14 protein-coding genes are annotated in these 12373 nt (G+C 62.4%); 9 read left to right on the top strand and 5 right to left on the bottom strand.

Going from position 1 to position 12373, the window contains the following annotated elements:
- A partial coding sequence (locus E5W70_RS17380; protein ID WP_292660055.1) for a biotin/lipoyl-containing protein occupies positions 1-1102 on the top strand: 1102 nt, incomplete at its 5' end.
- Between the two features lie 112 nt (positions 1103-1214).
- On the opposite strand, the gene E5W70_RS17375 is transcribed toward E5W70_RS17380, so the two are convergent.
- Together E5W70_RS17375 and E5W70_RS17370 are read right to left on the bottom strand one after the other, a co-directional pair.
- Entirely contained in the window at positions 1215-2336 is a 1122-nt protein-coding gene (locus E5W70_RS17375; protein WP_292660052.1) for a branched-chain amino acid ABC transporter substrate-binding protein, read from the bottom strand.
- A gap of 388 nt (positions 2337-2724) precedes the next feature.
- Complete coding sequence (locus E5W70_RS17370; RefSeq protein WP_292660049.1) at positions 2725-2991, bottom strand: sel1 repeat family protein; 267 nt, start codon at positions 2989-2991, stop codon at positions 2725-2727.
- A 460-nt stretch (positions 2992-3451) separates the two neighbouring features.
- Here E5W70_RS17370 and E5W70_RS17365 point away from each other — a divergent pair, with 460 nt between their 5' ends.
- From E5W70_RS17365 to E5W70_RS17345, 5 genes are all read left to right on the top strand, one after another.
- On the top strand, positions 3452-3796 hold the full coding sequence (locus E5W70_RS17365) for a DUF2147 domain-containing protein (protein WP_292660045.1): 345 nt from the start codon (positions 3452-3454) through the stop codon (positions 3794-3796).
- A 208-nt stretch (positions 3797-4004) separates the two neighbouring features.
- A complete protein-coding gene (locus E5W70_RS17360) occupies positions 4005-4157 on the top strand; it encodes a hypothetical protein (protein WP_023718367.1) in 153 nt (50 codons plus the stop codon).
- Between the two features lie 29 nt (positions 4158-4186).
- Positions 4187-4381, top strand: coding sequence for a hypothetical protein (locus E5W70_RS17355; protein WP_292660039.1), 195 nt, complete (start codon positions 4187-4189; stop codon positions 4379-4381).
- Positions 4382-4568: 187 nt separating this feature from the next.
- On the top strand, positions 4569-6071 hold the full coding sequence (locus tag E5W70_RS17350; protein ID WP_292660037.1) for an AMP nucleosidase: 1503 nt from the start codon (positions 4569-4571) through the stop codon (positions 6069-6071).
- A gap of 78 nt (positions 6072-6149) precedes the next feature.
- Positions 6150-7187, top strand: a complete 1038-nt coding sequence (locus E5W70_RS17345; RefSeq protein ID WP_292660034.1) for an endonuclease/exonuclease/phosphatase family protein — start codon at positions 6150-6152, stop codon at positions 7185-7187.
- 30 nt (positions 7188-7217) lie between these two features.
- Here E5W70_RS17345 and E5W70_RS17340 read toward each other — a convergent pair whose 3' ends face one another.
- The 3 genes from E5W70_RS17340 to E5W70_RS17330 all read right to left on the bottom strand — a co-directional run bounded on the left by E5W70_RS17340 (position 7218) and on the right by E5W70_RS17330 (position 9893).
- Positions 7218-7814, bottom strand: coding sequence for a DUF922 domain-containing protein (locus E5W70_RS17340; RefSeq protein ID WP_292660031.1), 597 nt, complete (start codon positions 7812-7814; stop codon positions 7218-7220).
- 110 nt (positions 7815-7924) lie between these two features.
- Positions 7925-9604: an electron transfer flavoprotein-ubiquinone oxidoreductase gene (locus tag E5W70_RS17335; protein ID WP_292660029.1), complete on the bottom strand. Its 1680-nt coding sequence runs from the start codon at positions 9602-9604 to the stop codon at positions 7925-7927.
- 106 nt (positions 9605-9710) lie between these two features.
- Positions 9711-9893 (bottom strand): hypothetical protein, encoded by a 183-nt coding sequence (locus tag E5W70_RS17330; protein WP_292660105.1) that lies wholly within the window; start codon positions 9891-9893, stop codon positions 9711-9713.
- On the opposite strand from E5W70_RS17330, the gene E5W70_RS17325 reads away from it, so the two are divergent.
- The 3 genes from E5W70_RS17325 (at position 9844) to E5W70_RS17315 (ending at position 12331) form a co-directional block, all read left to right on the top strand.
- On the top strand, positions 9844-10488 hold the full coding sequence (locus E5W70_RS17325; RefSeq protein ID WP_292660026.1) for a hypothetical protein: 645 nt from the start codon (positions 9844-9846) through the stop codon (positions 10486-10488). The two genes, E5W70_RS17330 and E5W70_RS17325, sit on opposite strands and share 50 nt — an antisense overlap.
- A 37-nt stretch (positions 10489-10525) precedes the next feature.
- Positions 10526-11407, top strand: coding sequence for a uracil-DNA glycosylase (locus E5W70_RS17320; RefSeq protein WP_292660023.1), 882 nt, complete (start codon positions 10526-10528; stop codon positions 11405-11407).
- Between the two features lie 105 nt (positions 11408-11512).
- Complete coding sequence (locus E5W70_RS17315; protein ID WP_292660020.1) at positions 11513-12331, top strand: helix-turn-helix transcriptional regulator; 819 nt, start codon at positions 11513-11515, stop codon at positions 12329-12331.
- Positions 12332-12373: the final 42 nt, after the last annotated feature.

The following is a 12373-nucleotide window of genomic DNA, read 5'->3' as shown; positions in this document are numbered from 1 at the left end:
TTTCTGGTTCATGGAAATGAACACCCGCCTGCAGGTCGAGCACCCCGTCACCGAAATGGTCACCGGCATCGACCTGGTCGAGTGGCAGTTGCGGGTAGCCTCCGGCGAAAAACTGCCGAAGATGCAGAGCGAGATCGCGCTATCCGGCCACGCCTTCGAGGCGCGCATCTATGCCGAGGACGCGGCAAGAGGGTTTTTGCCGGCGACCGGCACCTTGCACCATTTGAAATTTCCGCAGCCGGCACCAGAGGGTGCGACCATGCGCATCGAAACCGGTGTGCGCGCCGGCGATGCGATTTCGCCGTTTTACGACCCGATGATCGCCAAACTGATCGTCCATGGCAAGGACAGACGGGCGGCGCTCACGGCACTTGGCGCGGCGCTGTCGCAGACCGAAATCGCCGGCTCGACGGTCAACACTGGCTTTCTTGCCGCGCTGGCCGCTGATGCGGATTTTGCGGCGGGCGATGTCGATACCGGCCTGATAGCCAGGCATCAACTGGCGTTGACGGCGGTTCCGCCGCCGAGCGGCGAGACAATTGCCGCCGCGGCACTTGCCGCGTCCGGTGCGAGCGACTTGCGGTCCTCGGACGATCCCTGGTCGTCGCTGGCAGGCTATGCGCATTTCCACGCTGTAGCGCGGCGCACCCTGCTGAAATTTGGCGAGCAGGGGATCGTCGCGCGCGTGTCGGTGCGGCCGGACGGACGGTTCGAGGTGGCGCTGGACGCGCCCTATGACAGCGTGAATTCGCATGATCTTCGCGCGACGCCTCGCCTCGCCCGCTGGCCGGGCCACGTCACGGTCTTCGATGGCGCCATCGGCTACGGTTTTGCCGTGCCGGATCCGCTGGCGCGAGCCGACGAAGCCGCCGCCGCTTCCGGAAGCCTGCGCGCGCCAATGCCCGGCCTGGTCAAATTGGTGCGTGCAGCCAAAGGCGAGTCCGTGATCAAGGGCCAGCCGCTGCTGATCCTGGAGGCGATGAAGATGGAGCACACCATTGCCGCCCCTCATGACGGGGTTATCGCCGAGATTGCTGCCGAAGGCGCGCAGGTCACCGACGGGACCGTGCTGGTGCGTTTTGCCGAGGAAGCCCACGGCTGACCGCTGTTCCTCCACAAGACGATATCGAAGACACGCCCCACAAACGCCGCCCAAAATGAAAATGGCCGGGTCTGACCCGGCCATTTCCGTTTACTGCGGGCGACGCCAGCCACTACGGCTGGATCGGCGCGTATTTGCCGTCGTGCCACTGGTTGATGTCGTAGCTGACGTTCTTGAGGTCGCCCTTTTCGTCGAAAGTGACCGCGCCGACGACGGTGCTGATCGGCTCGCCGCTCTTCAAAGCTTCGGCAACCTTGGCCGGGTCGTCGCTGCCGGCGCGCTTGATGCCCTCGGCAAAGGCCTGGATCACGGCATAGGAGAACAGCGTGAAGCCCTCGGGCACGAAGCCGCCCGCCTTGATCTTTTCGATGGCTTCTTTGGCTTCGGGCTTCGCTTGCGGATCCGACGGGAAGACGAACATGGTGCCTTCGCCGGCCGGGCCGGAAACCTGCCAGAATTCCGGCGTGGCAATCGAGTCCGGCATTATCAGCTGGAATTTCAGGTTCTGTTCCGCCGACTGGCGCAGGATGAGGCCGGCTTCGGGGTGATAGCCGCCGAAATAGACGACGTCAGCCTTCAGGTCCTTGAGCTTGGTGACAAGCGCCGCGTAGTCCTTTTCACCGGCGTTGATTCCCTCATAGAGGATCTCGTTGAGACCGTTCTGGTTCATCGTTGCCTTGACGACATCGGCGACGCCCTGCCCATAGGCGCTCTTGTCGTGCAGGATGACGACGTTCTTGCCGGCATATTTCTTGGCGATCCATGGACCGATGAAAGCGCCCTGCGCGTCGTCGCGCGTATAGAGACGCATGATCGTCGGCCAGCCGGCTTTCGCCGCCGCGTCGGTCAGCACCGGGTTCGACGAAGCCGGGCTCATCATCAGCGCGCCGGCTTCGGCATAGACCGCGGAGGCCGGGATGCTCGAGCCCGAACAGGCATGGCCATCGACGAACTTGACGCCGTTGGCAACGACGCGGTTGGCGACCGAAACCGCCTGTTTCGGATCACACTGGTCATCCTGGACGTCGAGCTTGATCTGGCGGCCATCGACGCCGCCGGCCGCGTTGATCGCGTCGGCGGCGGCTTGCGCGCCTTGCTTGAATTGATCGCCGATGGTGGCAAGCTGACCGGTCATCGGTCCGACCACTGAAAAGGTGATGTCATCGGCGAAGGCGACCGGCGCGGTCATCATCAAGCCAAATATGGCTGCGCTCAAAATACTGAATTTCTTCATGGTGACATAACTCCTCCACTCTCGCGCGACCATCCCGGCCGCGCCTCTTCCAGAGTGGCCGGAGAATTTCATCCTTCACCGGAGCTGTCTAGACGCATCGTCGGCGCTCGATTGGGCCTGCAACACGCTGTCCCAAAGACAAAGCCGCGCCAGCCTTGTTCCGGCCGGTCGCAGCTTTTCTCATCGAGCTTCCCGAGGTATCAGCACCGGGATCCGCTCGCCTTCCCTGTTTTGTACGGTTTATTGCGCGGCTCGTCCGGCTGCCGTGTTCTTGTTGGCCCAGCCGTCTTGCGCGGCCTTGATTTTCGGGTCCAGCCGTCTGCGCGGCTTTGATCCGAAGCGTCCCTGTCGTGAGGTCAGTACCCCTGTGAAGTCGATGCCGGCGAATTCAGTGCATCGTCATCCATTCGCGGGCTTCGCGCAGCGCCTTGACGATCTCCCCCTTCGACATGGCGGCCGACAATTCAGAGCGCAGTTCCGCGGCGCGGGCCGAACCCTTGATCGCGGCGATGTTGAACCATTTGTGGGCGGCGACGACATCGGCCTCGCAATCGCGGCCGGTCGCATACATCATGCCCAACTCGAAAAGAATATCGGCCTGGGCAGTTGCCCCCATGGCGCCGAAGCCGGCTTCAAGCATTTCAAAACGTGCCATTTCAAATCCCCTGTTCTGGCTCCCGAGAGCTGTCTCCGTCTGTCCCTCGGTGTCCTTGATTACGTCGGGGGCGGCCGCTCTTTCGATGCTTTCGAGAATGCCCCGGAGGCTTGAATCCGTCGTTAAATGGCGTGCTTAATTTGAGGAAAACAAAGCTAAAACAAGAGGTAAACGCGAAAATTCGTTAAGGATACAAAGCCAGCAATCGCGCCGGTTTGCACAAAATTTGAAGAAAACTTGAGAGGCACGGATCAAGACTCCGCTAACCACAGAAGACAAAGACGTGTGCGGCCCCCGTTTCATTTTTTGCCGGCGCGGCTGTTCGGGAGCGGGCAAAAACCCGCAACCCCTCCGTCGCGGCACTGCTTTTGTTTTTCCGGGAGCTGGACTAGCTTACGTTTGCGTAAGGGGCAGACGGCGGGGACGGAGCCCGATTGGACTTGCCTGAGGGAGGAAAGACATGTTTCGACAAGTGAGCCTGGCCCTCGCGGCCGCAATAGTGATGACCGGCGCGGCATGGGCCGATCCGATCGAAGGCAATTGGAAAACGCAAGCCGGATCGACTGCCGCCATTTCGGGTGGCGGCGGGGCATTTTCGATTACGCTCAAATCCGGCAAATTTGCCGGCAAGAACATCGGTTCACTGAAGGTGGCCGGCGCCAACAAATATGCCGGCACCATAACCGACCCGGAAACCGACAAGACCTATTCGGGCAAGGCTTCCCTTTCCGGCAGTTCACTCAAGATGAGCGGCTGCGTTTTCGGCGGGCTGATCTGCAAAAGCCAGACCTGGCACAAGCTCTGATCGTGCCCTTCCTGCCGTGGTGAGCGGGGCCAGTCGGCCCCGTTTTCATGTTGTCGGTCTCGCAGCCGCGGCGTCGCCATATGTCGCTGCTGTCAAGGCGGCCCGCCCAGAGATCATCAACCATTTTGAACCCCAGATGAACGGCGGCATCAGAGCCGGTTCAGCCTGGGCAAGGCATTGTCATGCGTGTTGAAGGAGACACCGCGCAATGCTTGCCCGCCGCTTCACCATCGTCTGCCTGCTGATGAGCCTGTTCGGCATGTTGTTCGCCGTCCTTGTCGCCGAAGCCGGCCGGCCGGCCCGCGCGTGGGACGTCGCCATTTCCTGCCGGCTCGGTTGCCCGAACCAGCTTCGCCACTGAACCCGACAGCGAGATTTAGAAACCACGCCATGACCCACCTCACCGCCAATATCCTCAAGACCCTTCGGCTTCTGCCGCGGACGGCGCTCATCCTGATGTTTCTGGCGGCCCCGGTCCTGGCCGTGCCGACGATGCGCGCCGATACCGGTTCGACCATCGAGGCGCCTGCGCCGAGGAAGTCCGGCGTCGGCTTTGTGCTGCTGGTCAGCTTGCGGCGCGGCTAATGCATGTCGCGCAAAGGTGTGCAGCGGTTTTGCGACAACGGCATGGATAAAAACAAGAACCTAAAGCGTGTCGCAGGAGGCCGGACGAACGCGACGCGCTTTAGGCCGCTGGAAAGAAAACGCCAACAGGCGTTCTGAGATCACCTTACCCCCTCCCAACTGCGCGCCCAACTCTCTATATTGGGTCATGGAAAAGCGAATCTATCCCCAAGCCATTGAATCGGTCGTCACGCCGGAGCCGTTTGGCCGACAGAGCTTCAACGATGCCAAAAAGGCGGTCGCGGCGCTGCAGGTGCTTTACGACCGCAATACCAAGTTCCTGCGCGATTCATTTGCCGCGCTCGCCGCGGGCGGCGACAACAACAAACGCTACCGGGCCTTCTATCCGGAGATCGGCGTCACTACGAGTTCGTTCACCCAGATCGACTCGCGGCAGGCCTATGGTCACATGCCGACGCCGGGGCATTTCTCGACCACCGTCACCCAGCCTGCCCTTTTCGAAAGCTATCTCACCGAACAGCTTCGGCTGATCATGCGCAACCACGGCGTTCCGGTCACGGTCTCGGAATCGACCACTCCCATCCCGCTGCATTTCGCCTTTCTCGAGGGCACTCATGTCGACGGCACTGCCGCGGAACGCATCAAACGGCCGATCCGTGACCTGTTCGACGTGCCGGATCTCGACGGCACCGACGACCAGATCGCCAACGGCACGTTCGAAGTGGCATTGGGCGAGGCACGGCCGCTGGCACCGTTCACCGCGCAACGGATCGACTATTCGCTGCACCGGATGTCGCATTATACGGCGACCAGTCCCCAGCATTTCCAGAACTTCGTGCTGTTCACCAACTACCAGTTCTACATCGACGAATTCGTCGCCCGTGCACGCGATTTGATGGCCAATGGCGGTGACGGATACGTCGAGTTCGTCGAGCCGGGCAATATCGTGACCAAAGTCGGGGACAGCGCGCCCGGTGAGGGTGCCGCGCCGCCTCGCCTGCCGCAGATGCCGGCCTATCATCTGAAGAAGCCGAACCATGGCGGCATCACCATGGTCAATATTGGCGTTGGCCCTTCCAACGCCAAGACGATCACCGACCACATCGCGGTGCTCCGGCCGCATGCCTGGGTGATGCTCGGCCATTGCGCCGGCCTGCGCAACACGCAGGCGCTGGGGGATTATGTGCTGGCGCATGCTTATGTGCGGGAAGACCATGTCCTCGACGACGATCTTCCGGTCTGGGTGCCGATTCCGCCGCTGGCCGAAATCCAGGTGGCGCTGCAGGAAGCGGTCGCCGAGGTCACCGGGCTTTCCGGCTACGACCTCAAGCGCATCATGCGTACCGGCACCGTCGCCACTATCGACAACCGCAATTGGGAGCTGCGCGACCAGCGCGGGCCGGTGCAGCGGCTGTCGCAGTCGCGGGCGATCGCGCTCGATATGGAATCGGCGACGATCGCCGCCAATGGCTTCCGCTTCCGGGTGCCCTATGGCACGCTGCTTTGTGTATCCGACAAGCCGCTGCATGGCGAATTGAAGTTGCCCGGCATGGCGACCGAGTTCTACAAGCGGCAAGTGGCGCAGCACCTGACCATCGGCATCAGGGCGATGGAGAAGCTGGCTGGAATGCCGATGGAGCGACTGCATTCGCGCAAGCTCAGGAGCTTTTCGGAAACTGCCTTCCAGTAAATGCCGAATCGCATGTCGGTCCAGGTCAGGACATTTCGTCATCTTGATTGAGCCGCATTTCTGCCGATAGACAAAGCGATGGCACGTGTTCTGGACATGACGGTTGGGCTGGCATTCGTCGCAATGCTTGCACTCTCGGCCGCGCTGGTGGCCGGGTTCTTCGGATCGCTGCATCCGGCCCTCGATTCCTTTGCTCATTTCCGCGTCCATTTTTCCGTGCTGATGGCGCTTTGCGCGCTGCCGCTGCTCGCCACGTCGTTTCGCCTGCAGGCCGCGGCCGCATTGCTGTTTGCGGTAGCCTCCTTTGCCACCACGTCGAATGCCTTGCCGCTTTCGCGGCTATGGCAGGTGCAGGCCGCCTACGAAGCCAAACCCGGTGACGAGCCGGTCTACCGCCTGCTGCAGATGAACCTCAGGTTCAACAATCCAACGCCTGAGAAGGTGCTGTCGCTGATCGGCCGGACCCAGCCTGATGTGATCACCCTCGACGAGGTGTCCGAGATGTGGAAGGCAAAGCTTGGGCTGCTATCCGGCGCTTATCCCTACCGGATACTCTGCCCGTATCCCAATGGCGTGTTCGGCGTTGCGCTGCTGTCCAGACGACCGTTTGCCGTAGGCACGGAGCCGCACTGCGACAGCCGCGGCGCGATGGCGATCGCCACGGTCGATTTCGGCGGAACCAACGTCGATGTCGCCGCCATCCACCTCACCTGGCCATGGCCGCACAACCAATCACGGCAGATTGGAGGGTTGTCTGACGAAATCGCCTCGCTTGGCGAGACGTCGATCCTGGCAGGCGACTGCAACGCAGCGCCATGGAGCGCCGCCGTCCGGCGCGTCGCATCGCTTGGCAAGCTGACCGTAATGCCGTCGGTCGGGCCGACCTGGCTCTACAGAAGGCTGCCGGATTTCCTGCGCTTCGCCGGACTGCCGATCGACCAGGTTTTCAGCAAGGGCGCTATCGTCATCCGTTCGGCGTCGAAGCTGGAAGACACCGGCTCAGACCATCTGCCGGTGCTGGTGGAGTTTTCGCTACGGTCGGATGAACAAAAGCCGCTCGACGAGCACCAGACGGCGACCGCGCTTGCGGCGCTGCCTGGCGGGACGCGAAGCTGAAAATCCGCAGTCCAATCTCGACCTGGCTTATTACTGGCCCACAAAAGCGCGGATGAGGTGCTCGACAGGGCCGCCGTCGCGATGCTCGTGCGCATCGAAGGCGATCTGCTTTGCCTCGTATTCGGCATAGATGGCATTGATCCGGCGCTTTGCCTCGCGACGTGCCTCGAAACAGTGCGGGTCATCACCGATTGTCAGCCCTCGAACCGACTTTTCGGTGGCCCGCATCATCTGTCTGGCGATGCGGCCATGGGTCTCTTCATGGGCGCGGACGCCAGCGAAGAACCGCTTCCACCGCTTCTGCAGCGCAGGCGACGTGGCTGAGACTAGTTGGGGATAGGTATAGAAGAGATTGAGCGTCCCGTTGGCCCGGCGCAGGCGGCAGACGCCGTTTTCCCGATAGGCGTCGAAGGTCCAATCATCGACGCTGTAGCCGGTCTGCGCGATGGCGTGGGTCATGAAGCCGTGCTTCGGCCCCCGGCGATCCATGGCCTCGATCAGTGCCGCGCCGGTGGTTCCGGCAATGTTGTAAGTTCGTGTCTTGACCAATACTTTAGTGTCGGCCAAGGCTGAAGGGGTGCACAACGCCCCGATCGCCACAACGCTCGTCAGAACTGCCAAACGCATTTTCCTTCCTCCCTGTCGTCACAGAAAGGAAACACAGGCAGGCGGTCTATTCAACAATCCTACGGTTGCGCTGCTCCTCATCTTGTTTGGTCCGGAGCAAACCTTGTGACTTACATGTTCTGGTAGACCGGGCCCTCGCCGCCCTGTGGCGGCACCCAATTTATGTTCTGGTTCGGGTCCTTGATATCGCAGGTCTTGCAGTGCACGCAGTTCTGCGCGTTGATGACGAAGCGCACATCCTTGGCGGCAGGATCGGCGGCGGCATTGCCGTCCTTGTCGACCCATTCGTAGACGCTGGCCGGGCAGTAACGCGTCGAGGGCCCCGCATAGACGTCATGCTCAGAGCGCTTCTGCAGGTCCATGTCGGCGACGAGCAGATGCACCGGCTCGTTCTCCTCGTGGTTGGTGTTCGACAGGAACACCGACGACAGCCGGTCGAAGGTCAGCACCCCGTCCGGCTTCGGATAGGCGATCTTCTGGTGCGCGGCGGCCGGTTCCAGCGTGGCGTAGTCGGCCCTGCCGTGCTTCATCGTGCCGAAGGGCGAGAAGCCGAACAGCGTGTTCAGCCACATGTCGAGGCCGCCAAGGCCGACGCCGACAATGGTGCCGAAGCGCGACCATAGCGGCTTGACGTTGCGCACTTTCTTCAGGTCCTTGCCGATATCGGTGGCGCGCCAGGCGGCCTCGTAGGAGGCCAGCTCGTCATTGGCGCGGCCGGCGGCTATCGCATCACAGACATGCTCGGCCGCCAGCATTCCGGAGAGCACGGCATTGTGCGAGCCCTTGATGCGCGGCACGTTGACGAAGCCGGCCGCGCAGCCGATCAGCGCACCGCCGGGGAAGGACAGTTTCGGCACCGACTGCCAGCCGCCTTCGGTGATGGCGCGGGCACCATAGCCCAGACGCTTGGCACCCTCGAAGGTGCCGCGGATCGCCGGGTGGGTCTTGAAGCGCTGGAACTCGTCGAAGGGCGACAGATAGGGGTTCTTGTAGTTCAGGTGAACGACGAAGCCGACTGCCACCTGGTTGTCCTCGAGATGGTAGAGGAAGGAGCCGCCGCCGGTCTTCATATCGAGCGGCCAGCCGAAGGAATGCTGGACAAGGCCCGGCCGGTGGTTTTCCGGTTTGACCTGCCAGAGTTCCTTGAGGCCGATGCCGTATTTTCCGGGCTCGCGGCCGTCGGAAAGGTGGTATTTGGCGATCAGCTGCTTGGCGAGCGAGCCACGCGCCCCCTCGCCGATCAAGACATATTTGCCCATCAGCGCCATGCCTGGTGCAAAGCCCGGGCCGTGCGTGCCGTCCTTCTCGACGCCCATGTCGCCGGTGACGACGCCGGTGACCGCACCGGCCTCGTTGTAGAGCAGGCCGACCGCGGCAAAGCCCGGATAGATCTCGACGCCCAGCGCCTCGGCCTTGGTCGCCAGCCAGCGGCAGACATTGCCGAGCGAGACGACATAGTTGCCGTGATTGTTCATCAGCGGCGGCATCAGGATATTGGGCAGACGGAACGAACCGGCGGCGCCGAGAACCAGGAAATGGTCGTCGGTGACCGGTGTCCTGAAGGGATGACCCTCCTCTTCGCGCCAGCCGGGCAACAGCCGGTCGATGCCGATCGGATCGACGACGGCGCCGGACAGGATGTGCGCGCCGACTTCGCCGCCCTTTTCCAGCACGACGACGGAAAGCTCGGGATTGACCTGCTTGAGATGGATGGCGGCGGCGAGGCCGGCCGGGCCGGCGCCGACGATGACCACGTCGAATTCCATGCTTTCGCGTTCGATATCGCTCATCGACCCCTCACTGGCTCGCTAGTCCCGGCATCTTGCTGGCTCACGCGCTGCATAGCGCATCAAATAGCGACGGGAAACCGGCGCGGACGTGACAATACCGATTTCGTCAAAAAGTCGCGTCCTGCCGCACAGATTCGCGGTGGCGAGCATCAATCTTCAATCCTATTCCGTTTGCAGAGATATGTCGCACCGATGTTTTTAATTGTTCGACGGCTTGCTTATCGGCCATACTTCCCGCCATGCGCATATTCGGGCCGGCTGGCTTTTCATCGACGCGCTTTTTTTTCACGCCCGGCCGGATTTGCCGTGCGGCACTCTTGGCGCTTCTGTCGCTGACGGCCCTCGATGCCCATGCCGAGCAGCAACTGGTCTGGGCGACCGGCGCCTATTCCTTTTCCGACGAGCGCGGCGGCTTCCGCATCACCGGGGCTTCCGGCATCGGCACGAAGGAGGATCCGCTGGTCATCACCGAAGAGCTGAATTCAGCGACGCCGGTAACGCTGGCCATTCGCACGACCAAGCCGATCCAGCCGTTCGGCAAGGCGGGAGACTTCGCCAATGGTCTGATGTACATGCGCATCGACGTGCTCAACAATAGCGGCCAGGCCTGGGTCGAGTTCCAGTTCGAACTCCAGGAGATCCTCGACCAGCCGAGCGTGTTCGGCGACGGGCTGTCGTTCGACCAGCGCAACAAAACGCCCGAAAATATCTGGTCGAGCAGCTACGCCGATTTCGACCGCAATTTCGAACCCTATGACCGCCTGCTGTTCAAGAACGGCAAGATCGACCCGCTGAAGACCGCCAGCTTCTATTTCCTGATTACCGACTACACGCCGCGCTGGACGTTCTATCTGGTGCAGGATCCGCGCATACCGTCGAGCTGAACTTGCAAATTCAAGCTCCGCGGCCGAATGTGAAACCATGACTGCCGCCCCCCACAATAGCCGAGCCGATCTCGCCGAGCTGCTGGCCTTCTACGCCAGCGCCGGCGTCGACGAGGCACTTGAAGAACAGCCGGTAAACAGGTTTGCAGAAGCCAGGCCACCGGTGCGGGTTCCTGCGGCGGCCGCTATGCCGGCCGGTGAAAATGCGGCGCCACAACGCTCGACGAGCGTGTCGCGCGCCGAAATGGGCGAGAGACCGAATACAGCACCGGCAATGCGAACGTCCCCGGCCATGTCAACGGTGCCCGACGAGGCGCAAGCGGCATTGGCGCGGCAACTGGCGAGATCGGCGGCAAGCCTCGACGAGCTTCGCCAGCACATGGCGGCATTCGACGGCTGCAATCTCAAATTCACCGCCAAGAACCTGGTGTTCGCCGACGGCAATCCGACTGCCGAGGTGATGCTGGTCGGCGAAGCGCCGGGGCGCGACGAGGACATAGAGGGCTTGCCGTTCGTCGGCCGCTCGGGCCGGCTGCTCGACCGCATGCTGGCCGCGATCGGTCTTGACCGGACATCTGCCTACATCGCCAACGTGATTCCCTGGCGGCCGCCGGGCAACCGCACGCCGACGCCGCACGAGACCGAGATCTGCCGGCCGTTCATCGAGCGGCAGATCGAACTTGTCAATCCGAAGGTGCTGGTCAATCTCGGCGGCCCGTCGGCAAAGACCCTGCTCAACACCTCCGAAGGCATATTGCGGCTGCGCGGCAACTGGCGCGTCCACACGACCCCGTCCGGCGTCGCCATTCCTGCCATGCCGACCCTGCATCCGGCCTATTTGTTGAGAACGCCGGCGCATAAGAAGCTGGCGTGGCGGGATTTCCTCGAAGTGAAGGCGAAGTTGCGGGCGCTTGGGTAAGATTGCCGAGCGCGTCTTCCGTTCTCCCCTTGCGAGGAAGGAAGGGCGGCATCATGACCTCGCAGGTAATTGAAATGCGCCCACTGCCGGCCTAGTCATCTCGTCATGACAGCAGCCCAGATTTCCGCCGGCAGTCTCATTCGCGAATGGCGTACACGCCGGCGCATGAGCCAGCTCGACCTTGCTATGGAGGCCGATATCTCGCAGCGGCATTTGAGTTTCGTGGAAAGCGGCCGCGCCGCACCCTCGCGTGATATGGTGCTGCATCTGGCGGAGCAGCTTTCGATCCCGCTCAGGCAGCGCAACCAGCTGCTGCTGGCCGCCGGCTTTGCCCCGAGCTTCAGCGAACGACCACTTGACGATGCCTCGATGGCACCGGCGATGGCGGCGGTCGAGACCGTGCTCAAGGCGCACGAGCCTTTCCCGGCGCTTGCCGTGGACCGGCATTGGAACCTGGTGTCGGCGAACGCCGCCATCGGCCCGTTCCTCGCCAATGTCGCCGATGCCTCCCTGCTGAAGCCGCCGGTCAACGTGTTGCGCCTCAGCCTGCATCCCGGCGGCATCGCACCGCGCATCGTCAACCTTGCGGAATGGCGGACGCATCTTCTGGAGCGGCTGAAGCGGCAGAACGACGCTACCGCCGATCCGGTTCTGGTCGAGCTCGAGCGCGAGCTTCGGGCCTATCCGTCCGGCCTTAAAGGCAGCCGGCCAGCGCCGGTCGAACCGAACGCGATTGTCCATCCGCTCAAGCTTGCCCATGGCGACGCGGTGCTGTCGTTCATCAGCACCATCACCGTGTTCGGCACGCCGCTCGACGTGACGCTGTCGGAGCTGGCGATCGAATCTTTTTTCCCCGCCGACGAGCAGACGCGGGCGGTGCTGATGCGGCTGGCGAAAGAGCGGACCGACGCAGCGAAGGGCTGATCACCCTTCCGGCGCGACGGCCTTGCGGGTGCGGGTGCGTTC

It is taken from the genome of Mesorhizobium sp. (assembly GCF_005063415.1).
In the GTDB taxonomy this organism is placed as follows: domain Bacteria; phylum Pseudomonadota; class Alphaproteobacteria; order Rhizobiales; family Rhizobiaceae; genus Mesorhizobium.
This window is presented reverse-complemented; position numbering and strand designations above follow the sequence as displayed.

Coding starts and splice junctions, on each gene's coding strand:
- E5W70_RS17375 (WP_292660052.1), bottom strand. CDS start 2,336: ATGAAGAAATTCAGTATTTTGAGCGCAGCCATATTTGGCTTGATGATG.
- E5W70_RS17370 (WP_292660049.1), bottom strand. CDS start 2,991: ATGGCACGTTTTGAAATGCTTGAAGCCGGCTTCGGCGCCATGGGGGCA.
- E5W70_RS17365 (WP_292660045.1), top strand. CDS start 3,452: ATGTTTCGACAAGTGAGCCTGGCCCTCGCGGCCGCAATAGTGATGACC.
- E5W70_RS17360 (WP_023718367.1), top strand. CDS start 4,005: ATGCTTGCCCGCCGCTTCACCATCGTCTGCCTGCTGATGAGCCTGTTC.
- E5W70_RS17355 (WP_292660039.1), top strand. CDS start 4,187: ATGACCCACCTCACCGCCAATATCCTCAAGACCCTTCGGCTTCTGCCG.
- E5W70_RS17350 (WP_292660037.1), top strand. CDS start 4,569: ATGGAAAAGCGAATCTATCCCCAAGCCATTGAATCGGTCGTCACGCCG.
- E5W70_RS17345 (WP_292660034.1), top strand. CDS start 6,150: ATGGCACGTGTTCTGGACATGACGGTTGGGCTGGCATTCGTCGCAATG.
- E5W70_RS17340 (WP_292660031.1), bottom strand. CDS start 7,814: ATGCGTTTGGCAGTTCTGACGAGCGTTGTGGCGATCGGGGCGTTGTGC.
- E5W70_RS17335 (WP_292660029.1), bottom strand. CDS start 9,604: ATGAGCGATATCGAACGCGAAAGCATGGAATTCGACGTGGTCATCGTC.
- E5W70_RS17325 (WP_292660026.1), top strand. CDS start 9,844: ATGCGCATATTCGGGCCGGCTGGCTTTTCATCGACGCGCTTTTTTTTC.
- E5W70_RS17320 (WP_292660023.1), top strand. CDS start 10,526: ATGACTGCCGCCCCCCACAATAGCCGAGCCGATCTCGCCGAGCTGCTG.
- E5W70_RS17315 (WP_292660020.1), top strand. CDS start 11,513: ATGACAGCAGCCCAGATTTCCGCCGGCAGTCTCATTCGCGAATGGCGT.